This is a genomic window from Variovorax sp. 10L426 (assembly GCF_056395305.1).
Map to the genome: position 1 here is coordinate 190,397 of NZ_JBFTJF010000002.1, position 24,402 is coordinate 214,798.

The 24,402-nt window shown below is 64.5% G+C and carries 23 protein-coding genes and 4 pseudogenes; 18 read left to right on the top strand and 9 right to left on the bottom strand.

Going from position 1 to position 24,402, the window contains the following annotated elements; genetic code table 11:
• Positions 1-6: 6 nt before the first annotated feature.
• Genes pyrC through AC1DHL_RS03570 form a run of 4 tightly spaced genes read left to right on the top strand, consistent with a single transcriptional unit; the run spans position 7 to position 3,049 of the window.
• A complete protein-coding gene (gene pyrC / locus AC1DHL_RS03555) occupies positions 7-1,047 on the top strand; it encodes a dihydroorotase (RefSeq protein WP_478160664.1) in 1,041 nt (346 codons plus the stop codon).
• A gap of 59 nt (positions 1,048-1,106) precedes the next feature.
• Positions 1,107-2,012 (top strand): helix-turn-helix domain-containing protein, encoded by a 906-nt coding sequence (locus tag AC1DHL_RS03560; protein ID WP_478100182.1) that lies wholly within the window; start codon positions 1,107-1,109, stop codon positions 2,010-2,012.
• Between the two features lie 18 nt (positions 2,013-2,030).
• A complete protein-coding gene (locus tag AC1DHL_RS03565) occupies positions 2,031-2,726 on the top strand; it encodes an orotate phosphoribosyltransferase (RefSeq protein WP_478160666.1) in 696 nt (231 codons plus the stop codon).
• The gene (locus tag AC1DHL_RS03570) at positions 2,723-3,049 is read left to right on the top strand and encodes a hypothetical protein (RefSeq protein ID WP_478100186.1); all 327 of its coding nucleotides are present in this window, start codon (positions 2,723-2,725) and stop codon (positions 3,047-3,049) included. Before AC1DHL_RS03565 ends, AC1DHL_RS03570 begins: the two co-directional genes overlap by 4 nt.
• Before the next feature lie 112 nt (positions 3,050-3,161).
• On the opposite strand, the gene AC1DHL_RS03575 is transcribed toward AC1DHL_RS03570, so the two are convergent.
• Positions 3,162-7,994: an NAD-glutamate dehydrogenase gene (locus tag AC1DHL_RS03575; RefSeq protein WP_478160668.1), complete on the bottom strand. Its 4,833-nt coding sequence runs from the start codon at positions 7,992-7,994 to the stop codon at positions 3,162-3,164.
• Positions 7,995-8,121: 127 nt separating this feature from the next.
• On the opposite strand from AC1DHL_RS03575, the gene AC1DHL_RS03580 reads away from it, so the two are divergent.
• The 6 genes and pseudogenes from AC1DHL_RS03580 to AC1DHL_RS03605 all read left to right on the top strand — a co-directional run bounded on the left by AC1DHL_RS03580 (position 8,122) and on the right by AC1DHL_RS03605 (position 10,911).
• Positions 8,122-8,577 carry a DUF3293 domain-containing protein gene (locus AC1DHL_RS03580; RefSeq protein WP_478100190.1) on the top strand — a complete coding sequence of 152 codons (456 nt, stop codon included), beginning with the start codon at positions 8,122-8,124 and terminating at the stop codon, positions 8,575-8,577.
• A 23-nt stretch (positions 8,578-8,600) separates the two neighbouring features.
• A pseudogene (locus AC1DHL_RS03585) lies at positions 8,601-8,714 on the top strand (4-hydroxy-2-oxovalerate aldolase); the annotation flags it as partial.
• A pseudogene (locus AC1DHL_RS03590) lies at positions 8,711-8,941 on the top strand (4-oxalocrotonate decarboxylase); the annotation flags it as partial. The pseudogenes AC1DHL_RS03585 and AC1DHL_RS03590, both read left to right, overlap by 4 nt.
• Before the next feature lie 431 nt (positions 8,942-9,372).
• Positions 9,373-10,137 (top strand): SDR family oxidoreductase, encoded by a 765-nt coding sequence (locus tag AC1DHL_RS03595; RefSeq protein WP_478160670.1) that lies wholly within the window; start codon positions 9,373-9,375, stop codon positions 10,135-10,137.
• 91 nt (positions 10,138-10,228) lie between these two features.
• The gene (locus AC1DHL_RS03600) at positions 10,229-10,453 is read left to right on the top strand and encodes a hypothetical protein (protein ID WP_478100194.1); all 225 of its coding nucleotides are present in this window, start codon (positions 10,229-10,231) and stop codon (positions 10,451-10,453) included.
• A gap of 47 nt (positions 10,454-10,500) precedes the next feature.
• Complete coding sequence (locus tag AC1DHL_RS03605) at positions 10,501-10,911, top strand: trimeric intracellular cation channel family protein (protein WP_478100196.1); 411 nt, start codon at positions 10,501-10,503, stop codon at positions 10,909-10,911.
• Positions 10,912-11,041: 130 nt separating this feature from the next.
• On the opposite strand, the gene AC1DHL_RS03610 is transcribed toward AC1DHL_RS03605, so the two are convergent.
• On the bottom strand, positions 11,042-11,716 hold the full coding sequence (locus AC1DHL_RS03610; protein WP_478100198.1) for a hypothetical protein: 675 nt from the start codon (positions 11,714-11,716) through the stop codon (positions 11,042-11,044).
• A gap of 330 nt (positions 11,717-12,046) precedes the next feature.
• On the opposite strand from AC1DHL_RS03610, the pseudogene AC1DHL_RS03615 reads away from it, so the two are divergent.
• The 3 genes and pseudogenes from AC1DHL_RS03615 to AC1DHL_RS03625 form a co-directional block, all read left to right on the top strand.
• Positions 12,047-12,167 (top strand): annotated as a pseudogene (locus tag AC1DHL_RS03615) (integrase); the annotation flags it as partial.
• Between the two features lie 19 nt (positions 12,168-12,186).
• A complete protein-coding gene (locus tag AC1DHL_RS03620; RefSeq protein ID WP_478160951.1) occupies positions 12,187-12,363 on the top strand; it encodes a BrnT family toxin in 177 nt (58 codons plus the stop codon).
• Positions 12,347-12,613, top strand: coding sequence for a BrnA antitoxin family protein (locus AC1DHL_RS03625; protein WP_478160672.1), 267 nt, complete (start codon positions 12,347-12,349; stop codon positions 12,611-12,613). Before AC1DHL_RS03620 ends, AC1DHL_RS03625 begins: the two co-directional genes overlap by 17 nt.
• A 75-nt stretch (positions 12,614-12,688) precedes the next feature.
• Here AC1DHL_RS03625 and AC1DHL_RS03630 read toward each other — a convergent pair.
• From AC1DHL_RS03630 to AC1DHL_RS03660, 7 genes and pseudogenes are all read right to left on the bottom strand, one after another.
• A pseudogene (locus AC1DHL_RS03630) lies at positions 12,689-13,135 on the bottom strand (IS6 family transposase); the annotation flags it as partial.
• Positions 13,136-13,173: 38 nt separating this feature from the next.
• Positions 13,174-14,505: an MFS transporter gene (locus tag AC1DHL_RS03635; protein WP_478100200.1), complete on the bottom strand. Its 1,332-nt coding sequence runs from the start codon at positions 14,503-14,505 to the stop codon at positions 13,174-13,176.
• A gap of 59 nt (positions 14,506-14,564) precedes the next feature.
• Positions 14,565-16,109: a bifunctional 3-(3-hydroxy-phenyl)propionate/3-hydroxycinnamic acid hydroxylase gene (locus tag AC1DHL_RS03640; RefSeq protein WP_478160674.1), complete on the bottom strand. Its 1,545-nt coding sequence runs from the start codon at positions 16,107-16,109 to the stop codon at positions 14,565-14,567.
• A 1-nt stretch (position 16,110) separates the two neighbouring features.
• Complete coding sequence (locus AC1DHL_RS03645; RefSeq protein WP_478160676.1) at positions 16,111-16,971, bottom strand: fumarylacetoacetate hydrolase family protein; 861 nt, start codon at positions 16,969-16,971, stop codon at positions 16,111-16,113.
• Positions 16,968-17,873 carry a VOC family protein gene (locus tag AC1DHL_RS03650; protein ID WP_478100206.1) on the bottom strand — a complete coding sequence of 302 codons (906 nt, stop codon included), beginning with the start codon at positions 17,871-17,873 and terminating at the stop codon, positions 16,968-16,970. The genes AC1DHL_RS03645 and AC1DHL_RS03650 overlap by 4 nt, the downstream gene beginning before the upstream one ends.
• Positions 17,870-18,928 (bottom strand): amidohydrolase family protein, encoded by a 1,059-nt coding sequence (locus tag AC1DHL_RS03655; protein ID WP_478160678.1) that lies wholly within the window; start codon positions 18,926-18,928, stop codon positions 17,870-17,872. The genes AC1DHL_RS03650 and AC1DHL_RS03655 overlap by 4 nt, the downstream gene beginning before the upstream one ends.
• A 15-nt stretch (positions 18,929-18,943) precedes the next feature.
• Positions 18,944-19,369: a GlcG/HbpS family heme-binding protein gene (locus tag AC1DHL_RS03660; protein WP_478100210.1), complete on the bottom strand. Its 426-nt coding sequence runs from the start codon at positions 19,367-19,369 to the stop codon at positions 18,944-18,946.
• Between the two features lie 108 nt (positions 19,370-19,477).
• Here AC1DHL_RS03660 and AC1DHL_RS03665 point away from each other — a divergent pair, with 108 nt between their 5' ends.
• The 5 genes from AC1DHL_RS03665 to AC1DHL_RS03685 all read left to right on the top strand — a co-directional run bounded on the left by AC1DHL_RS03665 (position 19,478) and on the right by AC1DHL_RS03685 (position 24,387).
• On the top strand, positions 19,478-20,386 hold the full coding sequence (locus tag AC1DHL_RS03665) for a LysR family transcriptional regulator (protein ID WP_478100212.1): 909 nt from the start codon (positions 19,478-19,480) through the stop codon (positions 20,384-20,386).
• Positions 20,387-20,785: 399 nt separating this feature from the next.
• On the top strand, positions 20,786-21,331 hold the full coding sequence (locus tag AC1DHL_RS03670) for a rhodanese-like domain-containing protein (RefSeq protein WP_478100214.1): 546 nt from the start codon (positions 20,786-20,788) through the stop codon (positions 21,329-21,331).
• A 179-nt stretch (positions 21,332-21,510) separates the two neighbouring features.
• On the top strand, positions 21,511-22,071 hold the full coding sequence (locus tag AC1DHL_RS03675; RefSeq protein ID WP_478160680.1) for a hypothetical protein: 561 nt from the start codon (positions 21,511-21,513) through the stop codon (positions 22,069-22,071).
• A 271-nt stretch (positions 22,072-22,342) separates the two neighbouring features.
• The gene (locus AC1DHL_RS03680) at positions 22,343-23,347 is read left to right on the top strand and encodes a CysB family HTH-type transcriptional regulator (RefSeq protein ID WP_478160682.1); all 1,005 of its coding nucleotides are present in this window, start codon (positions 22,343-22,345) and stop codon (positions 23,345-23,347) included.
• An 83-nt stretch (positions 23,348-23,430) separates the two neighbouring features.
• Entirely contained in the window at positions 23,431-24,387 is a 957-nt protein-coding gene (locus AC1DHL_RS03685; RefSeq protein WP_478100220.1) for a TauD/TfdA dioxygenase family protein, read from the top strand.
• Positions 24,388-24,402 lie beyond the last annotated feature (15 nt).

Here is a 24,402-nt window from a genome sequence, read left to right on the forward strand (position 1 = left end):
CACCTGATGAATCAATCGATCACCCTGCGCCGCCCCGACGACTGGCATCTGCACTTGCGCGACGGCGAGGTGCTCGAAGCCGCGCTGCGATACACGACGGACCAGTTCGCTCGCGCTGTCGTCATGCCCAACCTGAATCCGCCGATCACTACGGTCGCAATGGCACGCCCTTACCGCGACCGGATCCTCGCCGCGCTCGATCCGGGTGTGCGGTTCACGCCGCTAATGACGGCCTACCTCTGCGACAACACGCCTGCCGAAGATCTTCGGCAGGGGTTCGAGGAGAAGGTCTTCGCGGCAGTCAAGCTCTATCCCGCCGGCGCGACCACCCATTCGGAACTGGGTGTCACGTCGACCGCGAAGGTCGCCAAGGCGCTCGATACGATGCAAGTGATCGGGATGCCGCTGCTCGTGCACGGGGAAAGCACTGATCCATCGGTCGACGTGTTCGACCGCGAGGCCGTGTTCATCGAGACCACGCTCCGCCCCCTGTTGCGAGATTTCCCGAATCTCAAGGTCGTGATGGAGCACATCACGACCGAGCAGGCCGTGGAGTTCGTGCTCGCCGATGCGAGTGGCCGTCTCGGCGCAACCATCACGCCACAACATCTGATGTTCAATCGCAATGCCATCTTCACGGGCGGCATCCGGCCGCACTTCTATTGCCTTCCTGTCCTCAAGCGTGAGCGCCATCGCCTGGCGCTGCGAAAGGTGGCGACGTCAGGGGACCCGAGATTCTTTCTGGGCACCGATTCGGCTCCTCACTATCGCGTGCTCAAGGAAGCGAGATGCGGCTGCGCCGGCATCTTCAACGCGCCGACTGCGATGCAAAGCTACTGCACCGTGTTCGACGAGGAGCATGCGCTCGACCGGCTCGAAGCCTTTGCCAGCCTCAACGGCCCACGCTTCTATGGCTTGTCGCCGAATGAAGAAACGGTGACGTGGACCCGCACGGACTGTCTGGTGCCCGACGACGTGGTGCTGCCCGGCGGCGCCACGATTCATCCTTTCCTGGGCGGCACCACCGTATCGTGGAGCCAGCCCTGATGACCTCTGGACCGCCATCTCCTATAGTCTCTTTTTCGATTCAAAGATTGGAAAGTGAGATGGACGCCGCCAATCAAGCCTACAAGTCCTCGATCGACTACCTGGCGCTCGGCAACCGGTTGCGGGCCTACCGGGTGGGTGCGTCCTTGCTTGCCGAGGACGTCGCGGAAAAACTCGGCATCTCCAGGGCGGTCGTCTACCGGCTTGAGAAGGGCGAGATCGTCAAGATCGAGACCTTGGAGCGTCTGGCAGCACTGCTGGACACCTCGATGGCATCTCTGCTCGGCGTCGAAGTCGAGTACTACCCGACGGCTCTCGGCCTCTTCGAACGGATGCGCCAACTGGAGGAATCCGCCGATCGCATCCTGGCGCACTTCGAGCCGATCTCGCTGCTGCTCACGTCAGACGATTACCTGCCACTGCTGCGGGAAATGCTCGCCGAAGCTTCCCCTCGACGTGATGTCAAGTCACCCAGCGCCGCCGACATCGACAAGATGCTCCAGATCATGGAAGAGCGGCGCGCGTTCTTCCAGAAACGCAGGCCGCACATCGTGAGTCTGATCGGCCTGCGCGAGCTCGAACGCTTCATTCAGACCGGCCTTGTGGGCAGGGTCGACCTGCCGGAGAAGACCAGGGCCGTGCGCAGGCTCGCCGCAAGACGTGAAGTCGAACGCATCGCCGACCTGATGGAAAGCGAGCCGATCGACGTGCAGATCGGACTGATCGATGACGCCATGCCCGCATCGACCTTCCAGGTGTTCTCGAGCCGGGCTGGCAGCGTGCTTGCGGTCAGTCCGTTCCGCCTCGGCGAATTGCCCAACGTCAGGAACGGCATCGCCACCGTTACCGCATCGCCCGAGGCGGTTCGCATGTACGAGGCCATGATCGGCAAGCTCTGGAAGGCTGCCTACAAGGGCAGGGCGGGCGCGCAGCATCTGCGAAAACTGCTCGCACTCCTTCAGTAGATTGAACGGACTCCCATGATGACCTCACCACAATTTCCCCAAGGTCGGGCCCAGGCGGTTGCCGCCCAATTGATCGACGCGGGATGCGTGACTTTTCGCGCCGACGAGCCTTTTCGCCTCCCGTCGGGGTGGGCCAGCCCGGCCTACATGGATTGCCGGCGGCTCATCTCATTTCCCCGCGTGCGAAGGGAACTGGTAGGCCATGCCATCGAACGATTGCAGGCCAGCGGGAGTCTGAGAGACGTTGCGTCGATTGCCGGCGGCGAAGCCAGTGGTATCGCCTTCGCGGCCTGGATGGCGGAAGCGCAGGATTTGCCGTTGCAGTACGTCCGCAAGCGAGCGGCTGGAACGAATCAGATCGAGGGTGTGGTCCCCAGAGGTTCCAAAGTGCTCCTCGTCGACGACATGATGGCTGCGGGCGCTTCGAAAGTCGCATTCGTCAGCGCATTGCGCGGCGTCGGCGCCGTCGTGGAAGAGGTCTTCGTCATCTTCGACTACGGCACCTTCGAAGCCGAGGCGCTACTTTCGACGCTGGGCGTGAACGTCCATGCGTTGGCCAATTGGCGCGACATCCTGGCCGTCGCTCGGGCACGCAACGATTTCGGCAACGCCGCGCTGGACGAACTGGACGAATTCCTGTCTGATCCATCGGCGTGGTCGCAGGCACGCGGTGGATTGGGCGCCAACCACTCACTCGAAAAAGCAACGTCATGAACTTCAAGCAAATCTCCGATCAATTCAACGACTCCGGTCTGGGCACCGACGCCTTCAAGACGCTCTACAAGTCGGCGTTCGATCTCATGAAAGAGGATTCGTCCAATGCAAGCCTCTACTTTGTGATCGGCACGGCCGCTCGCGCATTCGTGATGCGGTACGAGGACCAGGCACTCTCCGGCGAATTCGTCGACGAGGCCAAGGCGACCATGCATCGCATGAACCAGAAAATTCTGACCGCGCTGGCATCCGAGCCGGCGGAGCGCCTGCGCTTGTCGAGCGAGGTCGCAATGGACTACGAATGGAATGTGACGGCATTCTGAAACGGACAGCAGCGACGACGAGCAGGAACACGATGACAAGAACCGGAAGGACGCCGGCAAATCGGACTAATTCCGTTTCGCGTGCTTGACGCTGCGCGCAGCGATCAGGGCACTATCCCAATGCCCGCAGTTCCCGCAATGCGACAGACAGCATCGAGGCGTCAGGCGCCGGCACTGCACGCAGTTCGCCCATCAGTTCCGCCGCGCGTTCGAGCGTCCGGCCATTCGCGGCGTGCCATGCCTCGACCAGTGCCGTCGGCGACTCGATTTCGCCGCCCCCGGCCAGCACCGCTCCGGTGATCGAGCGTTGCATGCTCGACAGGTCGTCCAGCATTGCGCCCTTCGCGAGCATCTGCCAATGCTGGTCGCCGGGCAGTGCCGCGATGCGTTCGCGCAGCCACGGCATGCCGAGGCGGTTCGCGAGGTCGAAGTAGATCGCAGCCACCAGCGCCACCGGCCACCTGGCGCTGCCGGCGATCTCTGCGATGTCGAGCGTGGCATACAGCGAGTCGAAGGTGACAACGCGCTCAGCCAGTTCGCGCGGCACGCCGCCGGCCACATAGTGCGAGACCGCGGCATCGACGCGGGCGCGCCCATCGGCGTCCAGCAGTTCAGTCAGCCGTTTCGACAGCGCCTCGACGTTCGGCGTGAAGTGCGCAATGGTCGATTCCATGTCCTCGTTGAGGCGCCGCGAGCGAAGGAACCACTTGGTGCCCCGCTCGAGTTGCCGGCTGGTGTCGATCAGCAGGCTCGACTGCACGGCGTCGTCCACGCGGTTGTCGAGCGCATCGATCGACAGCCACAGTGGCACCATGCCGAAGATCTCGCGGCTCATCAGGTAGGCACGCACAACCTCGAACGCACGGGCGCCGGTGGTCTCGACCAGGCGATGCACGAAGGTGCTGCCGATGCGGTTGATGGTGCTGTTGGTGACGTGCGTGGCGATGATCTCGCGCCGCAGCGGATGCCTGGGCATGTAGGCCGCGAACTTCTCGCCGAGCAGCTTCGGGAAGTATCGCCCCAGCGCCGTCGCGACCCACGGGTCGTCGGGCAGCGGCGAAGCCAGCAGTTCGTCGTAGACCCAGATCTTGCTGTAGGCCAGCAACACCGCGCGCTCGGGACCGGTCAGGCCCTGTCCCTGGACGCGGCGCTCGGCCAGTTCCTCGTCGGATGGCAGGTACTCGATCGCACGATTCAGCCGCCCGGCCTTCTCGAGATACTGCATGAACCGGGTCTGCGCATCGAGCAGCTGCGGCGCGATGCGCCCGGTGACCGACAGCACCTGCGTCTGGAAAATGTTGTCGCGCAGGACCAGCGCGGCCACGTCGTCGGTCATTTCCGGCAGCAGCGCATTTCGTTGCTTCTCGGTGAGCTCGCCTTCGGCGATGGGCAGGCCGACCAGGATCTTGATGTTGACCTCATGATCCGAGGTGTCCACGCCGGCCGAATTGTCGATCGCGTCCGTGTTGATGCGCCCGCCCGCCAGCGCGAACTCGATCCGGCCCAATTGCGTGCAGCCGAGGTTCCCGCCTTCGGCGAGCACCTTGCAGCGCAGTTCCCCGCCGTTCACGCGCAGCGCGTCGTTGGCGCGGTCGCCGACCTGGGCGTGGCTCTCGCTTGCAGCCTTCACGTACGTGCCGATGCCACCGTTGTAGATCAGGTCGACCGGGGCCTTGAGGATGGCGTTGACCAACTCGGTCGGCGTGAGCGCATCGGCGGTGATGCCGAGCACCTGCTTCACCTGTGGCGTGATCGCGATCGACTTGGCGCCGCGCGCGTGGATCCCGCCGCCCTCGGAGATGAGCGCCGCGTCGTAGTCGGCCCACGATGATCGCGCCAGCTTGAACAGGCGCTCGCGCTCGGCAAAGCTCTTCTGCACGTCGGGGCTTGGGTCGAGAAAGACGTGGCGGTGATCGAACGCCGCCACCAGCCGGATGTGCGGGGAGAGCAGCATGCCGTTGCCGAACACGTCACCCGACATGTCGCCGATTCCGGCGACCGTGAAGTCGGTCGTCTGCGTGTCGATACCCATCTCCCGGAAGTGGCGCTTCACCGATTCCCAGGCGCCGCGCGCCGTGATGCCCATGGCCTTATGGTCGTAGCCCACCGAGCCGCCCGAGGCAAAGGCGTCGCCGAGCCAGAAGCCGTATTCCTTGCTGATGCCGTTGGCGTAGTCGCTGAAGGTGGCAGTGCCCTTGTCGGCCGCGACCACCAGGTATGGATCGTCGTCATCGTGGCGCTTGACCTGCGCCGGCGGCACGATCTTGTCGCCGATGCGGTTGTCCGTGATGTCGAGCAGACCGCGCAGGTAGTCCTGATAGCAGGCCACGCCTTCGCGCAGGTAGGCATCGCGATCGCTCGCGGCGGGTGCGCGCTTGAGCACGAAGCCGCCCTTCGAGCCCACCGGCACGATCACGGTGTTCTTGACCATTTGCGCCTTCACGAGGCCCAGCACCTCGGTGCGGAAGTCTTCCGGCCGGTCCGACCAGCGCAGTCCGCCGCGTGCGACGCGGCCGCCGCGCAGGTGCACACCCTCGAAGCGCGTCGAGTACACGAAGATCTCGAACATCGGCTTCGGCGCCGGCAGGTCGGGCACCTTCGACGAATCGAACTTGAACGACAGGAAACCGCGCTGCCGCCCCGCCGCATCGCGACGCCAGTAGTTGGTGCGCGTGGTGGCCAGGATCAGCGACAGGTACTGCCGCAGAACGCGGTCTTCCGACAGGTTGGCCACGTTCTCGAGCGCGGCTTCGATCGCGCGCACCTTCTCGCCGGCCAGCGTGTCGTCGCCGCCGCCGGCCTGCGCCGGATCGAAGCGCAGCTTGAAGAGTTCGACCAATGCGCGCGCAATGGGCGCGTTCGCCACCAGCGTGCTTTCCATGAAGGGTTGCGACAACGCGAAGCCGATCTGCCGCATGTACTTCGCGTAGGCGCGAAGCACGACGATCTCGTGCGCGGGCAGGCGCGCTGCAAGCACCAGGCGGTTGAAGTCGTCGTTCTCGACCTCGCCGCCGAGAACGGCGGCGAACGCATCCTCGAACACCGGTCGCAGCGCGTCGACCTCGATCTCGGCATCGCCCAGCGCGCTGCGCAGTCCGAAATCATGGACCCAGATGGGCGACGCGCCCTGCAGTGCAAGGCGGTACGGATGTTCGTCGAGCACCTTCATGCCCAGGTGTTCGAGCATCGGCAGGCTGGTCGACAGGATGAGCGGTTCGCCGCGCCGCAGCACCTTGAAGCGCAGCGTGCCTGGGGACGCCTCGAGCGGCCGGTAGAGATTCATGCCGAGCGGTTGCGTGTCGCTCAGCTGCTCCATCAGCTCGATGTCGTGCACGGCGGCGCGCGCCGCGAACTCGTCCCGGTAACCGGCCGGGAATGCGCCGCCGAACTGGCGCAGCAGCGCGTTGCCGTGCGCTTCGCCGGTCGCCTCGATCAGCGCCGACTTCAGGTCGTCGTCCCAGCGGCGGGCGGCGACAGCCAGGCGCTGCTCGAGATCGCGTACGTCGAAGGGCGGGATGCTGCCGGGCCGGGTGCGCACGGTGATCTGGATCAGGGCCAGGACTGATTCCGACAGCTGCACGTTGAACTCTGAACTGGTGCCATTGAGGGCATGGATCAGGATCGCCTGCCACTTCTCGCGCAGCTCGGTCGTGTAGTTCTCGCGGGGCGCGTAGATCATGCACGCCACGAAACGTTCGAACTGATCGCGCCGCACGAACAGGCGGAAGCGCTGGCGCTCGCCCAGGTGGAGGATGCCCATGGATGTGGACAACAGCTCGTCGGCGCTGGTCTGGAACAGCTCGTCGCGCGGATAGGTTTCGAGGATGTTGAGGAGTGCCTTTCCCGAGTGGCTGCCGCGCGCGAGCCCTGCGCGCGCGACCACGTCGGCCACCTTGCGCCGCAGCAGAGGAATGTCGGCCGGGCTGGCGCTGTAGGCCGTGGAAGTGAACAGGCCGAGAAAACGGTCTTCGCCGCAGACAAGGCCTTCGGCATCGAAGCGCTTGATGGCGATGTAATCGAGGTAGCCGGGCCGGTGCACGGTGGAGCGCGAGGTCGACTTGGTGACCACCAGCAAATTGGGTCGGCGTGCGTAGGCGCGCACCTCCGGGGGCAGCGCCGCGAAGGCGGCTGCCGCGTCCTTGGTCGTCTCGCGCAGGATGCCGAAGCTCGAATCCGGCAAGACTTTGAGGGCGTCCTCGCCGTCGACCTTCACCAACTCGTGGCTGCGGTGACCCAGGAAGGTGAAGTGGTCATCGGTCAGCCAGCGCAGAAAGGCCTGGCCTTCGGCGAGTTCCTGCGGCGGGATTGGCGGCGCGCGCTCGTCGAGGCCCCGAACGATGTCCAGTACGCACTCCTTCATCGCCTTCCAGTCGGCCACGGCCGCCCGCACGTCGCCGAGCACGCGCGCCAAGTCGGTGGCAAGCGCCTCGAGGTGGCCCGCGTCGGCCACGCGGTCCACCTCGACGTGGATGAAGGACTCGCGGCGGGCATCGGGCGAAGGCGTCTCTGCGGCCAACCCCTGGAGCGTGCCTTCGCTGTCGCGGATCACCCCGACCAGTGGGTGGATGATCAGGTGCAGGGTCAGCCCGTGGCGGTTGACTTCCATGGTCACCGAATCGACGAGGAACGGCATGTCGTCGTTGACCATCTCGATGATCGTGTGCGTCGACTGCCAGCCGTGCTCCGCGATCGTCGGGTTGAACGCCCGCAGCCGGGCGTGCCCCGGCTTGCGGTTGCGCGCGAAGCCCCAATGCGACAGCGCGGCGCCGTACAGGTCGGCCACTTGGCGATCGGCCAGGTCTTCAGGGTCCACCTGACCGAAGTACTGCCGCGCGAAGGCGGCGAGAAGGTCCGTCTGGTCCGGGGCGACCTTGGCGTGAATCAGTGCAACGACCTCGTCCAGGCGTTCGCCTCGGCTTCCTGTCACGGATGCATCGGTATCCATGCTTTTCTCCTGATCGGCGCGATGTAGGCCACTGTGGAAGCGACCGGGCGGAAAAGCAAGGGGCCGACTGCACCTGCGCAAACCCTTCAGCCTGATGGTGCCATCCAGGACGGCGGGAAAATGCCGCATGTCGTTGCTGGCCGTCAGTCACGCAAATCCCAGCGTTGAGGAGGTTATCGCCTCCTACCGCGCCGCGCACTACTGCATCGAGCCTGCAGGTGCATCCGCTGTGATACTGCGCATCGGTGAGCGGTCAGCCGGGTTGGCTGCGATATACAGCGAATTGGGCGTGGACAGCTGCGCATTCCTCACCGCTTCGAACCCGTTGGGGGTTGCCTTGCGCGATGCGGACAACGCGGTCGCCATGACTGCGCTCTGCGTTGATGTACACGCATTGGGTCTCGCGCTGTTGCCCGGCGTCAGCAGAGATGGAGACCCTGCCAGCAGTTGGCCCGGCGAAGAGAGCGTTGCAGTCCTCGGCATCAGTCGAGACGCGGCGCGTGAGCTAGGGCATCGCTACCAACAGAACGCCATCGTATGGGCAGGCTCCGATGCCGTGCCCGAGCTGATCCTCCTTCGATAGCCCGGAGCCCGCAGCAAACGGCAATGGTGGTCGAACTCGGACGGCGCGGCATGGTTGGCGGCCAGGAAGACATGATCGAGGACACCGTGATGACACTCGCGCGGGCGCGAGGCGCGGCGCAGGAGGCGACGGCATGAACCTCGACCTGAAGACGATTGCCGCGCTCGCGGAGCATCTGGAAAGCTGCGAACTCGGCGCGTGGGACACGCCGAAGATCACCGACGAGTATCCCCAGATGGACTGGGACGACGCCTACGCGATCCAGAACGAGATCCGTCGGCGCAAGATCGCGCGTGGGCATCGAATTGTCAGTCTCAAGGCCGGCCTGACGTCGCACGCGAAGATGAAGCAGATGGGCGTGACCACGCACCAGATAGTTTACATAATGCAAATTGTATGACCTTATCCTGTGGGCCCCAAGTTGTAATGTCGCGTTTCAGCAAAGTTCAGATGTCGCGCAAGCCTGCTCGGCTTTGTCCTCTGCCCTCGCCTTCAGGGGTTGCGCGTACAGGTACAGCTTGCGCTCTCGGAGAACCGAACAAGCGCGACGTGGCCCTGTCTGAAATTGAGGCATCGCGTTGGGAAGTGCATCAGGAGCCAATCCGACCGTGGAGAACATAGGCCGCTGATACGACCGAAGCCTGCTCGCTTTCGCGCTCGATTTTCATTGCGACTCTTTCCAGTCATGTTCGAAGAACCCGAACATCTGCATCGAAAACATGGCACGGCAAATTCGAAGCCAAGGAAGATTATTGGGGCACGGTAAGTCACCGTTTCAACCCAAGGAAAATCATCATGAGTCGTCTGAAGGACAAGGTTGCCATCATTACCGGTGCGAGTTCTGGTATCGGTCGCGCGTCCGCATTGTTGTTCGCCGCTGAAGGCGCCAAGCTGGTCGTTGGCGCCCGGCGCAAGGCGGAGCTCGAGAGCCTCGTCGCGGACATCGAGCGGGCGGGCGGCACGGCAGTCGCAGTGGCTGGCGATGTGCGTTCCGAAAGCTATGCAAGGGAATTGGTCGCTACCGCCGTCAGCCGCTTCGGTCGCCTGGATATCGCCTTCAACAACGCCGGCGTGCTGGGCGAAGCCGGCGACAGCACCACCGTGTCCGAGGCGGGATGGAGCGACACCATCTCGGTGAACCTGACGGGGTCCTTCCTCGGCGCCAAGCACCAGATCGCCGAGATGCTCAAACACGGCGGCGGCTCTGTCATCTTCACGTCCACCTTCGTGGGCTACAGCTTTGCATTCCCGGGTGTGGCTGCCTATGCCGCGAGCAAATCGGGCCTGATCGGCCTGACACAGGCCCTGGCTGCCGAGTACGGGCCGCGCAACGTGCGCGTCAATGCCATCTTGCCGGGTGCAGTCGAAACGGACATGTACCGTCAGATGAACGACACGCCCGAGAAGACAGCTTTTGTGGGTGGCCTGCATGCGCTCAAGCGTGCAGCGCAACCCGAAGAGCTTGCGCGCTCGGTGCTCTATCTGGCGTCCGACGACTCCACTTTTGTAACCGGCACCGCGACCCTGGTAGACGGCGGCGCCTCGATCACACGGACCTGACACACACGCATGCGCTGAGCCCCGGCCCGAAGCGGCGTCGGCCCGGAACCGCACCGCCTTCTTTTGATGTCCAACCCCGGACAGAGTCGAGGTGCGGGTCTGGGCCGAACTCCTGCCGCTCGGCTCCGAGCGGGATCCCCTCGCCCGTTTGCAACTGCGCCCCGGCAATACGCGCTCGGACGACTACATCCAGCAGATTGCACAGGGCGTGGACGCCGAACTGGAGGGTCTTGATTTTCCCGGGATGTTCCGCCAGCGGGATGAATTGTTGATTCAGTTGATCGCGGCGAAGGCGGCGAAATCGCAGATCCCGTAGCCGGCGGAATTGCCCGAGTACCCTGGCCTGAGGCGCATCATGCACTCATGAACGTCCACGAACTGGCCCTTGCCGGCCTGAACGACCACCGCTTGTTCACTGCGCTCGATGTTCGACTCCTTGGCCTGGGGCTGTTCGCCGTGACCGGCGCGCAAAAGGCCATGATCTTTGGTCACAGCGCCGAGGTGGCCGTGCTGACGGGCGTGGCCACCGTCGTGGGCGGCGGTGTGATGCGCGACCTGCTGCCCAATCGGGTGCCGGTGATCCTCCGGCGGGAGATCTATGCGTCGGCTGCGCTGGTGGCCGCCGTCATCGAGGTGGCTGGCGAGCGCCTCGGATGGGTGTCGAACGGGCGGACCTGGATCGCCTTGATGGCGTGCTTCGCACTGCGTTACCTGTCGCTGCGCTACAAGTGGAACTTGCCGCGCGCTTCCGGACGCGACCGCAAAGGCGACTGATTTCGACCAAGCGCCGAGCGATATCGAGGACGGCGCTGCGGGCCGAGGCCACCGCATCGTCATTCGGGTTCGATGCCGGCCGCGCGAATCACCCGCCGGATCCAGCATGAGCTGGTGGCTTGCGAGAAGCTCAGATGATCTTGAGTCGGCGCAGTTCCGGCGCCAGGCTCACGCCCCCTGCCCGCTTCACGGCCTGGTTGACGGCGGCGCGCAGCGAGCCCAGGTCCTCTTGCACCATGCGCTGCACACATTCGAGCGCGGTGCTGCGCTCGAGCATGCCCTGATAGGGCTCGTCATTTTGCCCGATTGCCACGATGGCCTCGTCGTTCGCAAGGCGGTACAGCAGCAGCATCCAGTGGTGGTTTTCCAGCAAGGGGCACTCGTGCTGGCGGGCCTGGGCGTAGGCCGGAGAAGCAGCCACGGCGCGCACCGCGCACGCGAAGGCCGCCAGGACTTCAGGTGAGGCAGTTGCATTACCGCCCTCGCTTGCCACAGCAATGCACGCCGCGGCACGCACCAGGTCGCTGCTGGGGCCGCCCTTGCCGCTGCCTTGCTTTTCGTGCTCTTCGTAGAGCGCCGTCAACTGCCCGGGCGCAATCGCTGCGCCGGCTAGCCAAAGGCTGCTCGTGTCCACCAGGTAGACAAAGGCGTCCACCGACTCCGGTTCGCGATCCGGGTGGAGGTCCAGGCCCCAGTTCGGGCTCGGCTCATTGAGACTCGCGACGACACCTTTCCAGAAGGCGGCTTCCGGAGCGGTGCTGCACGCGCATTGGCGCAGAAGTGCGTCGAGCCTGGGTGAGGTCAATCTGCGAGTCCTGAGGGGCGTCGATCAAATCGTATGCCTGTACACGGCCGAACGCACGCGCTTCTTTGGAATTCTCGTGCTCTTCTCTGTTCTCACCCTCATATATTCCCAAGCCTGAGGGCCGCGTTCGGCCAAGAGAGAAAGGCACGCTCATGCAGCATGACGACGCAGATCACGTTGAAATGTCGACCCGGAAGGCAACGCCCACAACCATCGATGAGTACGTCTCGGGATTTCCGCCGGATGTGAAAGCGATTCTTCAGAAGATTCGGCAGACCGTGCGAAATGCTGCGCCCGCTGCGGAGGAAGCCATAAGCTACCGGTCCGGTCACCTGCGACGACACCCTCCGAGGAAAACGCGATCGCGCCCTTCTGCTGTTCGCCTGGGCCACCGAGTAGGCGGCGTCGCTCGGAGGTGGCCGCGGCGACCCTGGAGAACCTGCGGCGCATTCAACGCACCCTTGCTGCTTTTGGAATATGCCGCGCGCAGCCGTCAAGAATCCCGGTTCCACGCCTTGGGCAAAACCGACGACGGGCGCACATTGCACATCACATTCACTTTGCGCCAATCGAGCCTGTTGATTCGCGTCATTTCAGCCAGGGACATGCACCGAAAGGAGCGAGCCATTTATGAACAAGCAGACTAAGGCGATCCCGAAGTTCGCCACCGAAGCGCAAGAGCGTGCGTATTGGGAGAAGCATGACTCGACGGACTACCTTGACTGGTCGAAAGCCAAGAAGGTTGCGCTGCCCAACTTGAAACCCACGACCAAAACCATTTCGCTGCGCCTGCCTCAGCACCTGCTGGACTCAATCAAGGTCGCGGCGAACGCCCGCGATGTGCCTTACCAATCGCTGATCAAGGTCTGGTTGCAAGAAAAACTACAAACTCGCTGAGCGGCCAGCAGGTTGCCCGGATACGCAGACCGGTTGCTCGCGGCGGCCGAGGGGCAGATCCTACGGCCACGCGCTGGCTTTGGCGGCCGGATAGCTACGCAACTGGTCGGTGACGATTTTGCGCGGTACCTCCGGGCAGGCGGCGAGCACGCACTTGAAGAAGCGCTTTGCTGCGAGCTTGTCGCGGCGCTTCTGCAGAAGAATTTCGAGTTCAGCGCCATGCTGATCGACGGCGCGCCACAGCAAGTAGGGCTCGCCGCGCAGCGTCACGAACATCTCGTCCAAATGCCAAGTCGATCCCGGCTTGCGGCGCGCAGCCTTGACGCGATGCGCAAAGCTCGCGCCGAATTTGTCGCACCAGCGCTGGATCGTCTCGTAGCTGACGACAACACCGCGCTCGAACAGCAACTCCTCGATGTCGCGCAGGCTCAGTTGAAATCGAAAATACCAACGCACCGCCTGGCTGATCACCGCCGCCGGGAACCGATGACCGTGATAGAGCGATCTCGTCGTCCTTTGCATCGGGGAAGCTTACGCCATCGGCAACGTGACAATGCCGCCTACAGCGCGCGGCGCGACGATTCGGGCGCGAACAGGATGCCGATGAAGGCGCACACGGCAATCACCTCGAAGTAGATGATCACCGGCATGAAGCTGGCGTCGTTGCCCATCAGGCCTGTGGCGATCAGCGGTGCCAGGCCGCCGCCGAGCACGATGCCTAGTTGCTTGCCGAGCGAGCCGCCGCTGACGCGCACTTCGGTCGGAAACTGCTCGGCGGTGAACGCCGCTTCCGGCGCGAACATCATCGCGTGCACCACGCCCAGGGTGATGACGAGCGCGCCGCTCATCAGAATGACGTCGCGCATGTCGACGATCTGAAGGAACACCGGGAACCACACCGCCGCGAGTGCAATGCCCAGCAGCAGCAGCGGACGACGGCCCCAACGGTCGCTGGCCATCGCGATGAGCGGGACCATGACCATTTCGAGGACGTTCGCGAGCGTAGTACCTGTCGTGATGCCCGATGGGGACATGTGCAGGCGCTTGACCGCATAGCCGAGCACGAACACCGTGGCAAGGTATTGGAACGAGCTGTGCACCATGTTGATGAGCACCGCGCGCACGGTGGGCAGCTTCCACGACCGCAGCACCTCGACGATCGGCATGCCCGCGACCTGGCGACGCGCCTTCAGTTGCTTGAAGAGCGTGGACTCGTCGACTTGCAAACGGACATAGGTCCCGACAGCAACCATCACGATGCTGAGCAAGAACGGCACGCGCCAGCCCCATTCCTGGAAGGCCTGCGTGCCAAAGGCGCCAGTCATCATCGCGATCAATCCCGACGCGACGATCACGCCGACCGGTCCTGATGCGTTGATCGCTGATGCGAACAAGCCGCGCCGCTTGGCGGGCGCCCCCTCGAGCGTCAGCGTCACGGCGTTCATGTACTCGCCCCCGAATGCGAACCCCTGCACGAAGCGCAGCACGATCAGCATGACGGGCGCCCACAGGCCCGCGCTCGCATAGGTCGGCAGGCAGCCGATGAGGAAGCTGGCGATGCCCATGATCAGCAGCGTCAGCATCAGCACCACCTTGCGCCCGATCCGGTCGCCGTAGTGACCGAACACGAGACCACCCAGGGGGCGCGCGGCGAAGCCGATCGCGAAGGTGGTGTAGACGGCCAGCGTCCCTGCCAGCGCGTCCATCTTCGGGAAGAAGGCTTCCCCGAACGCAATGGGCGCGATGAAGGCGTAGCAGAAGAAGTCGTAGTGCTCGATTGCCGACCCGAGCGAGGCGGCTGCCAGCAGGCGCGCGTGCGCCGCGCCGCTGCGGGCCGCCGGCGCCGCCGGGGTTGGCAGCTCCGGGGCCGTGGCGGTGGAAGGTGAGTTCATTGCATGTCTCCAATTGTGTTGTGTTATTTAGTCGTCGGGATACGGTATTCGCCGCGAATTCAGCGCATGCGTGCACGCCATTCGTTCACCAGGTCCTGCACCTCCGCGGGCATGCTCGCGACGCCGAACACGTAGTGGTCGGGTCGCACCAATGCCGCGACGCATTCATGGCGGCGCATCCAGCGCGCCAGCACCTCGTCCGTCTCGACGAGCCCGGCGTCGCCGGCAGTCACGACGGTCAGTCCGTCCGTGTGAGCCGGACGAGGCGCGGAAGGGAGCAACACCAGCCGCCATCCGTGTCCGGCCACTTCGTCGAAGCGCAATCGCTCGCCGCGCTGCATGAGCCACGGCTGAGGAAACAGCAAGCCGTTGGCGGAATGCGGGGTGCGCGAGAGCAATCCACACGTGAGATGAGGCAGAACCTCCTGGCGAGGCACGTCCTTCACCACGCCGCCCGTTTCGGCGAGCAGCCTGCGGTCGCGTTCGCGCGCCTTGGCCGGATCACGCTCGCAGATCACCGCGCCGATGGCCTTGATGCGCGTGGTCAATTCCTGCACATGCGCCTTGCGTTCCTCGCCGTAGCTGTCCAGGAGCGCCTCCGCGGCCGGACCGGTCACTTCGCCCTTCAGCACGCTGGCGAGCTTCCAGCCCAGGTTGGCGACGTCGCGCACGCCCTGGCACATGCCCTGTCCGAGGAACGGCGGTTGCTGGTGCGCCGCGTCTCCGGCGATGAATACGCGGCCATCACGCCAACGGTCGGCGACCAGCGCATGGAAGCGGTAGCTCGCCTGACGCCACAATGTGCCGTCCTCGGGCGTGAGCCAGCGCGACAAAAGCTCCCAGGTGCGCTCCGGAGTTGCCGCGACCTTCGGGTCTTCGCCTTCCTTGAGCGAGATCTCCCATCGGCGGTGATTTCCTGGGCCGATGACCAGAGTGCAGGGCCGCTCGGGATCGCAATACTGCACGCTCGTCAGAGGCAGCTTGGCAAGCCCGCGCTGGTTGACCAGCACGTCGACGACCAGCCATGGCTCGTCGAATGTCAGGTCTTCGAGGTACAGGCCGGCGTTGTCGCGCACCGAGCTCGAGGCGCCGTCGCAGCCGATCACATAACGCGCGCGCAACGCTGAGGTCGAGCCGTCTTCATGCTTCAGCGCAAGCACCACGACTTCATCGTCCCGTGTCTGCGCGGTCACTTCGACGCCGAGTTCCACGTTCACATTCGGCAAGCTGTGCACGCGGGCGCGAAGCGCCTCTTCCACCGGCGGTTGGCTGAACACATTGGACGGCGTGTAGCCGAGCGGATACGGCGGTGCGACCATCGTGAGACGCTTGATCAACTGGCCGTCGACACCGAAATATTCCGAGGGCGTGAACGGCTCGACGTGCGGCATCACCTGATCGATCACGCCGATCTGCTGGAACACCCGTAGGATCTCGTGGTCGAGCGCGATCGCACGTGGCTTGTCATAGACCTCGCGTGTCCGGTCACCGACCCAGACTTTCAGGCCGGCGCTGCCGAGCAACGCTGCAGCGACCGCGCCCGTCGGGCCGAAGCCGACCACGGCGACGTCGTACACGTCGCGTTCCTGAGGGAGCGCGGTCATCCTATTTTTCGTCGACAACGGTGTTCACGAGCGTGCCAATGCGCTCGATCGCGACTTCGAAGCGGTCGCCGGCCTTCATCCACACCGGTGGCGTGCGGCTCTGGCCGACACCGGCCGGCGTTCCCATGACGATCACGTCGCCAGGCTCCAGCGTCAGGCACTCGGTGAGCAGCGCGATGGTCTCGGCAACGCCCCAGATCATGTCGGTGGTGTTGGCGTCCTGCATGATCTCGCCGTTCAAACGTCCGGAGATGCGCAGGCCTTCGGCCCCGCGCGGCAGTTCGTCGGCGCTGACGAGCACGGGACCGAAGCCACCGGTGGCGTCGAAGTTCTTGCCGATCGTCCACTGCGGCGTGCGCTTCTGGTAGTCGCGCACCGAGATGTCATTGAAGCAGCTGTAGCCGAAGACGAGATCGAGCGCCTGCTCCTGCGACACATGCTTCCCGCGCTTGCCGATCACGACGGCGAGCTCGGCTTCATAGTCGAACTTCTCCGACACGCGGGGGCGCAGCGCCTGCGCGCCGTGCGCCAGCAGCGAGCTCGCGCCGCGGTAGAAGAACCACGGGTACTCCGGCTTCTGGCGCCCGCTCTCCTTCGCGTGGTCGTAGTAGTTCAGACCCAGGCACACGATCTTGCCAGGCTCCGGCACGAGCGGCGCAAGCGTCAGCGACGCCAGCGGCTGGCGCGGCGCACCCGATGCCAGCGCCGCCTTGGCGACCGCGCAGAGGTCTATGCCGGCAAGCAGCGCCGCGCGCAGGTCCGCCGGGACTTGCGGCTGTGCGTCGTTCAGATCGACGACAGCGTCGCCTTCGACGGCGCCCAGGCGCGGCTGGCCATTGCGCAAGTAGGTGGTGAACTTCACTCCAGAATCTCCTTGATAAAAAAAACAGAACGCTGCGCTTCCTTGAGGCGCGGACTTGGCGGTTGGGAAATGCCCCATTGGTCGACGCGGCCGGGTGGCCATGTCCAGTCGCCGGGACCGCCGACGCGATAGCTGTCGTCGATCTGCTCGACTTCGGCCGTGTATTCGATGACTTCGCCGAAGGGGCCGACGAAGTAATTGAAGGCGTTGTCGCCAGGACCGTGGCGGCCAGGACCCCACTCGATACCGAAGCCCGCATCGCGCATCCGACCGCCGCCGCGCATGACCGAGTCGAGATCGGGCATCAGGAACGCGATGTGATTGAGCGCGTCGTTGTCCGCATCGCCCAACGCGATCGAATGGTGATCACGGTTGCAGTTCATGAAGGCCATGATCCGCGTGCGATCGGACAGCGTGAAGCCGAAGGCGCTCTCCATGAAGCGACGCGTTGCGTCCACCGCATGGCTGTTGAGCACCGCATGCGCGAGGCGGACCGGGCGGTCCCGCTGCTCGGTCGCGTCGGCGTGGCGCTCGTCGCCGTGCACGATCTGGAAAATGCGGCCGTCCGGGTCGCGAACGGTGAGGCCGGTGCCGCCGCCGAGCTCGGCCAGCGGCGCGATGGCCCGAAGGATCTGGCCGCCCGCCGCCACTGCGGCATCGGCGATCGAGGACAGTGTCGCGGCACTTCGGGCGCGCAAGGTCACGCAGCGAATCGCCGTGACCGGTGCCGCACGCAGCGCAAGCAGGTGATGGTCAGCACCCGTGCCGCGCAGATAGATCGCGCCGGTGCCGCGCGACACCACGCTGAGCCGCCAGACCTCCGTGTAGAACGCCTCGGCGCGTTCGAGGTCGGGAACGTCCAGCGCTACGCTGCGCAGGCCTTCAATCCAGGGAGAGCTCATGGTGTCTCGGGTGTTTCGGGTGTGTCGGAAGCGATGCCGAGAAAGCGCTCGGCATTGCGATGGATGAGCGCGGCGACCGTGTCCTCGTCGAAGCCTGCGGCTTCAACGTGCGCCACGGGCGTGCGGTCATGAAAATTGAAGGGGTAGTCGGTGCCCAGCATCAGTTGGCGCTCGCCAAACGCCGATACCAGATGCCGCAGCGTGGGGACATCGAACACCAGCGTGTCGAAGAAGAGCTTGCGCGCCTGGTCGACCGGCGACTCGCGCACCTGATCCTTGAGCGCCGGAAAGACCTGCCACCCCTGCTGCAGCCGGGGCAACAAGGTTGCCAATGTGCCGCCGCCGTGGCTGAACGCGATGCGCAGGCGCGGACAGGCCAGCATCAGGTTCGCAGTGATCACCGACGCGGCAGCGAGACCGACGTCGGTCGGATAGGCCAGCACCTGCTGCAGAGGCGCTGGACCGACGAGCCTGTCCATGCCAATGGGCTTCAGCGCATGCACGAAGACGGCGACGTCCAGCGCCTCGCAGGCCTGGAAGAAGGGTAGGAACCGCGGATCTCCGATTGCCACTCCGTTGACGTTGCTGCCGATCTCGACGCCCGCGAGGCCCAGTGCGCCGACAGCATGCTCAAGCTCGGCGATCGCGAGGTCGAGGTCCTGCAGCGGCACGGCCGCCAGCCCGATCAGTGCGCCATCGCCTTCGGCCACCATGGCGGCGGTGTGTTCGTTCAAGTAGCGAATCAGCGTCTGTGCTGCGGGCGCGTCCAGCCAGTAGCTCAGCAACTCCGGCATGGGCGAGATCACCTGACGCTTCAAGCCCATGCCCGGAAGATCGGCCAGCCGGCGTGGTGCGCTCCAGCACTTCTCCGAAACGGTCCGATACTGCTTGCCCGCGATCATCACGTGGCGATGGCACATGCCGTTCTGGTCCGGCGCCGCAATGGTCGAAGGCCAGGACGAAGGAACGGCGCTACCCATCCAGGCGGGAAAGCGTTCGGGCACGACGTGCGCGTGCACGTCGACGCCATTGCAGGCATGGCAATGAGGGCGCATGGTGCGGGTCCGCGGTCAGGCGGCCAGAAGGCCGATGGCCTTCACTCCGGCGATGCAATCGGCTTCGTCTTCGTCGCCCGTGCCGCCGGAAGCGCCTGCGGCACCCAGGATCCGACCTTCGCTGTCCTTGATCAGGACGGCGCCGATCTGCGGCAGGAAGCGCCCGTTCGCCGTGGCGGCCAGCGTTGTGAAGAAGTTGGGGTTGCCCTTGGCACGCTCGGACAGCGTGCGGCTGTTGACCCCCATGCCGACCGCGCCCCATGCCTTGCCGGTGGCAATGTCGATCCGAAACATGCTGGCCCCGTCTTCGCGCTGCGCCGCGATCAGATGACCTGCGGCATCCAGAACGACGACCGCCAGCGGCGGATGGCCGGCGGCACGTGCGGCGCCGAGCGCGGCAGCAATGAGGTCGTTCGCAAAGGCGAGCGTGAGTTCGGTCATGACTTGTCTCCAGTCCAGCGCGATGCTGTTTTCCTTGATCTGGCGCGAAGTCTAGGCAGCCGCATCGAATCCAAGAAGCCCATTCCATGGATTCATAGAATCCATGCCATGGATATACGGCAAATCGACCTCAACCTGCTCGTGGTGTTCGACGCCATGCTCGAACACCGCAGCGTCACGCGCGCCGGCGAAGCCATCGGCCTGAGCCAACCCGCGACAAGCGCCGCAGTCGCGCGCCTGAGACTGATGTTCGAAGACCCATTGTTCGTGAAGGTCGGCGCGCAGATGCAGCCCACCGCGCGAGCGCAGGCGCTACAGGTTCCGGTGCGGCGCGTCATCGACGCAGTCAAGAACGAAATCCTTCAGCCGGCCGGTTTCGATCCCGCGCGCAGCGAGAGAACCTTTGTCGTGATCACGCCGGACATCGGAGAGATCCACTTCGTTCCGCCACTGATCCGGCGGCTGGCAGAAGCCGCGCCGAGCCTGCGGCTCAGTGCGGTTTCACGTCCGCCGGAAGCTGCCGCCGAAGCACTGGCCAGCGGCGCGGCTGACCTCGCGCTGGGCTACTTTCCGGATCTCAAGGGCGCCGGCTTCTACCAGCAGAAACTGTTCGAGAACCGCCATGTCTGCATGGTGCGCCATGACCACCCGCATGTGGACGACGGACCGCTCAGTCTGGACCAATACCTCGCCTTGCGGCACGTCGTCGTCCGGCCCGACGGGCGTGAGCATGTCTTTGAGCAGTTTCTCGCCAGGAAGGGCCTTCGGCGACAGGTTGCGCTCGAACTGTCTCATTTTCTGAGCCTGTTGCCCATCATCGAAAGCTCGGACCTCGTCGCGACCGTCCCGAGCGACTTGGCATACGTGTGCCAGCGCTATGCAAAGGTTCGAATCCTCGCGTCACCCATTGCTTCCCCGGCCATTCCGGTGCATCAGTTCTGGCATCGAAGAGCCAATCGGGACCATGCGAACAGGTGGCTTCGCACACAGGTGCAAGCGCTGTTCGCGGGTCACTAGCGAGACCGGCGGGACTGAGCGCGAAGCAGGTGGTCCACTGAGCAATCTTGATGTAGGTCAATTCGGGTCCTTCGGCGCCAGCAGCCACCAACTCGCGCCGCCAGGCTTGAAGCAGCGAACTCTTGCCGCATCCGGCCGGCGCCTGAATGAAGGCGAGCCGGCGACCATGGTTGTTGGCGAGCCGCGCGAGGAGCGCCACACGCGGCAGCAACTGACCGCCGGCGCGCGGGAGCGATCCGGGATCGTGCTGCGCGTCGATGGGTCGATGGGAAGGCGCTTTCGGCATCAGAACGGATTCTCGTGCAGAGCCTGCAGCGCGGTGCAGTGCCGACGCCCGGTTGCGACCGAGCACGAGGCGCAGGCCGCTACCTGGCACTGATCTCACTTGGACGCCGTGGATTGGCCGAGCCACTCCTGCGTCGCGGCTGCAGCGGCGTTCATGGCGGCACCGATCTGCGGAGTGGCCAGGAAAACGTTCTCCTCGCCGATCATCTGAAGCATCCCGGTACGCCCGAACGTCTTCATTTGGTCGACGTCGGCCCGAGCTTCGATTTCGAACGCCGGCATCTTCCGCGGGCTCACTACCTGCTGCCCTCGACCCTGGACCCGCTGGCTGCCCTTCAACAGAATGGACACCGCATCGTCTTCAGCTCGCCGGACGGACTGGCTGCCCGTCTCGTGGCCCGCGATGCGCGTAAGCGGTGGCCCGAGAGCGATGCAACCTGGCTCGTGGGCGGCACCGAAGCATGGAGGGCAGCGGGTCTGCCGATCGAACAAGCCTGGGAGCCCGCCCAACTCCTCACGCCCATTGACGATGACTGGGGCTCCGTCATGCGCGTGCCGGCATCGCGGCGCGACCGCGCATGGACCGACTACCTTGTCTGGGAGCGAGGCCTGAGCGACCGCGTCGCGCGCGACCCCACCGTGCGCTTCCATTTCTTCTGAGCTCACATCCATGCAGGCCGCATAAGGTTGCACGCTTTCATTCGTTCAAGAACGTATCCATTGCAGGCATAGGCCTGCTGACTCCACCGCCGCGACCTCGCTTGCAGTTTCACAATCGCCATCGACATACTGCGCGAAAAATGTCCTTCACATTAACTTCAAGGCGGAGGGGCTGAGAGATGAAGAAGTACATTGCAATCCTCGCGGCAGCGCTCGCCGCGCCTGCCTTGGCTGGTGCGCTGGACGGTGTCCCCGTGCTGGGGACCGCTCCGGGTGGCGTCACGATCTACGACAAGCCATGCCTCAGCGGCAACAAGGCTGATGAAGGCTTCGTTGCCGTTCGCGGACAGCAAGCCGGATGCTTCATCGAGGAAGGCAACTACAAGGCCAGGATCGAATGGCTTTCCAGCGGGCGGATCGAGCGTGTTGACGAAGCGAAAACCCGCGCGCCCGCCCCGCCGGTGTACCGCGACCAGTACGGCAACCAGACCAAGTCGCCGCTCCAGCTGTGCAAGGAATCGCGAGCGGCAGGAAACCCGGTGACGGAATTCTGCTTCAGGCAGTTCCAAGGCGAGGCGTGGTTTGGCCGCACACATCGAGGCGTTCAAGAAGGGATGCACACAACGATGAATACCAAATCCTGCCGCGCAACGACCTATCTCAGAGTATCGAAACCGGATGACGCCGCCCAATCGAGATGGGGCGCGCGCTGCCTACTTCAGCGGAAACAGGCAACATGAGGAGATCCTGGGGTCATCGAATGGAAGCGGACGCGATTGTCGGAACGGGCAATGGGCACTGGCCGATGCACCGGCGACCCTGCGGATTCTGAGGATGCCCGGCGTGCCTGCAAACGAAGGAATGCGCGTTTGCAGATGCGTTTTCCATTGGCCGCAAGGTCTCAGATCATTCCCTTATTTGAAAGCAACGAATCGGTAGTTCGGGATCTGAAAGTACGCCAGCAGAATCGGCCGCCTCTTGCCATTGGCACTGCTTTCTCGTTCAGGTCCCATGAATTTCCAACAGTTGCGTTCCGTCCGCGAAGCCGTTCGTTGCGGCTTCAATCTCACCGAAGCCGCCCATGTCCTTCACACCTCGCAGCCGGGTGTCAGCCGACAGATCCGTGAACTGGAAGACGAACTCGGCATCGCGCTGTTCGCCCGTGCGGGCAAGCGACTGACGGGCCTGACGGCGCCGGGCGACCATCTGTTGCCCATCATCGACGAGAGCCAGAACCTGCGCCAGGCCGGACAAGAGTTCATTGCGCAGGAGGACGGCCTGCTCTCCATCGCCGCGACGCACTCGCAAGCGCGTTACGCATTGCCGATTGCTGTTCAGGAGTTCCGGGGCAGGTTTCCCAACGTGCAATTGCACCTGCGGCAGGGCTCGCCCAAGCAGATTGCGCAAATGCTGCTCGACGGCGAAGCCGACGTCGGAATCGCCACGGAAGCGCTGAGCGACTACCCTCAACTCGTCACGCTGCCGTGCTTTCGCTGGACGCATTCAGTGATCGCACCGCCGGGCCACCCCTTGCTCGACGGGCCGCTGACCATCGAACGACTGGCGGCCTACCCGCTCGTCACCTACGACAGCGGCTTCACCGGGCGCACGCGCATCGACCAGGCGTTCGCAGACGCCGGCCTGGAGCCCGACCTGGCCATCACCGCGATGGACGCCGACGTCATCAAGACCTACGTCGAACTCGGCATGGGTGTCGGGATCGTCGCGGGCATCGCATTCGAAGCGGAGCGCGATGTCCGGCTGCGCGCGGTGGATGCGGGGCACCTGTTCGGCATCAACCTGACGAAGCTCGCGGTACGGCGCGGGGTCTACCTGCGCAGCTTCGTCTACGCCTTCATCGAGGCATTCGCGCCCACCTTGACGCACACCGCGGTGGAAGACGCGCTCGACGGAGGCGTGGCGGAGCGGAAGAGCGAGTCGTTTCCCGCGTCGGCGCTGGTGCAACTGCTCGCGCACAAGCCGAATGTGAACGGCGAGGCCCTTTCAGCACATTGAGTTGGCGCTGCGATGCGCAGCTCGTTCCGATGACGGTTCGACCGTCCCCCATCACGACTTCCATTCCTTCAGGAGAATTCCCGATGAGCCACGACATCTCTTCATCCATCGACACCAGCATCGGCGACCTGCGCATCAGGCGCGTGGCCGGTCACATCGGTGGCGAGGTCCAGGACATCAAGCTCGGCGGCGATCTGCCGGCCGACGCGATCGAGCAGTTGAACGCCGCACTGGTCAAGCACAAGGTGCTGTTCTTCCGCGGCCAGGATCATCTGGACGACGCAGCGCACCAGGCCTTCGGTGCGCGATTCGGTCGCACGGTCGCGCACCCGACCGTGCCCCCGGCACAGGGCACGAAACTGTTCGAACTCGATGCCTCCAAGGGTGGCGGCAGGGCCGACTCGTGGCACACCGACGTGACCTTCGTCGATGCCTTTCCGAAGATCTCGATCCTGCGCGCCGTGACCATTCCGGCCTATGGCGGCGACACCGTCTGGGCCAATACGGCCGTCGCCTACGAGCGCCTGCCGGCCCAACTCAAGCAACTGGCCGACAGCCTGTGGGCTGTCCATAGCAACGACTATGACTATGGCGCTGACCGCGTGCTGGTCGAGAAAGAACGCCTGCGCCACCACCGCAACGTCTTCGTGTCCGCCGTCTACGAAGCCGAGCATCCGGTGGTGCATGTGCATCCCGTGTCTGGCGAGCGCGCGCTGCTGCTGGGCCATTTCGTCAAGAAGCTCGTGGGCCTGTCGAGCACCGAGTCGACGCGGATTTTCGAACTGCTGCAGAACCGCGTCACGCGGCTCGAGAACACGGTGCGCTGGAATTGGCGGCAGGACGACGTGGCGATCTGGGACAACCGCGCGACGCAGCACTTCGCCATCAACGACTACGGCAACCAGCCCCGCCTGGTCCGCCGCGTGACCGTCCACGGCGACACCGCGGTGGCGCTCGACGGCCAGCGCAGTCGCACGCGCAGCCGACCTGAAGCAACCAACGATGCGCGCATCGACGAAGTCATTTCCGCCACCGCCTGAACCTGAGACATTGCC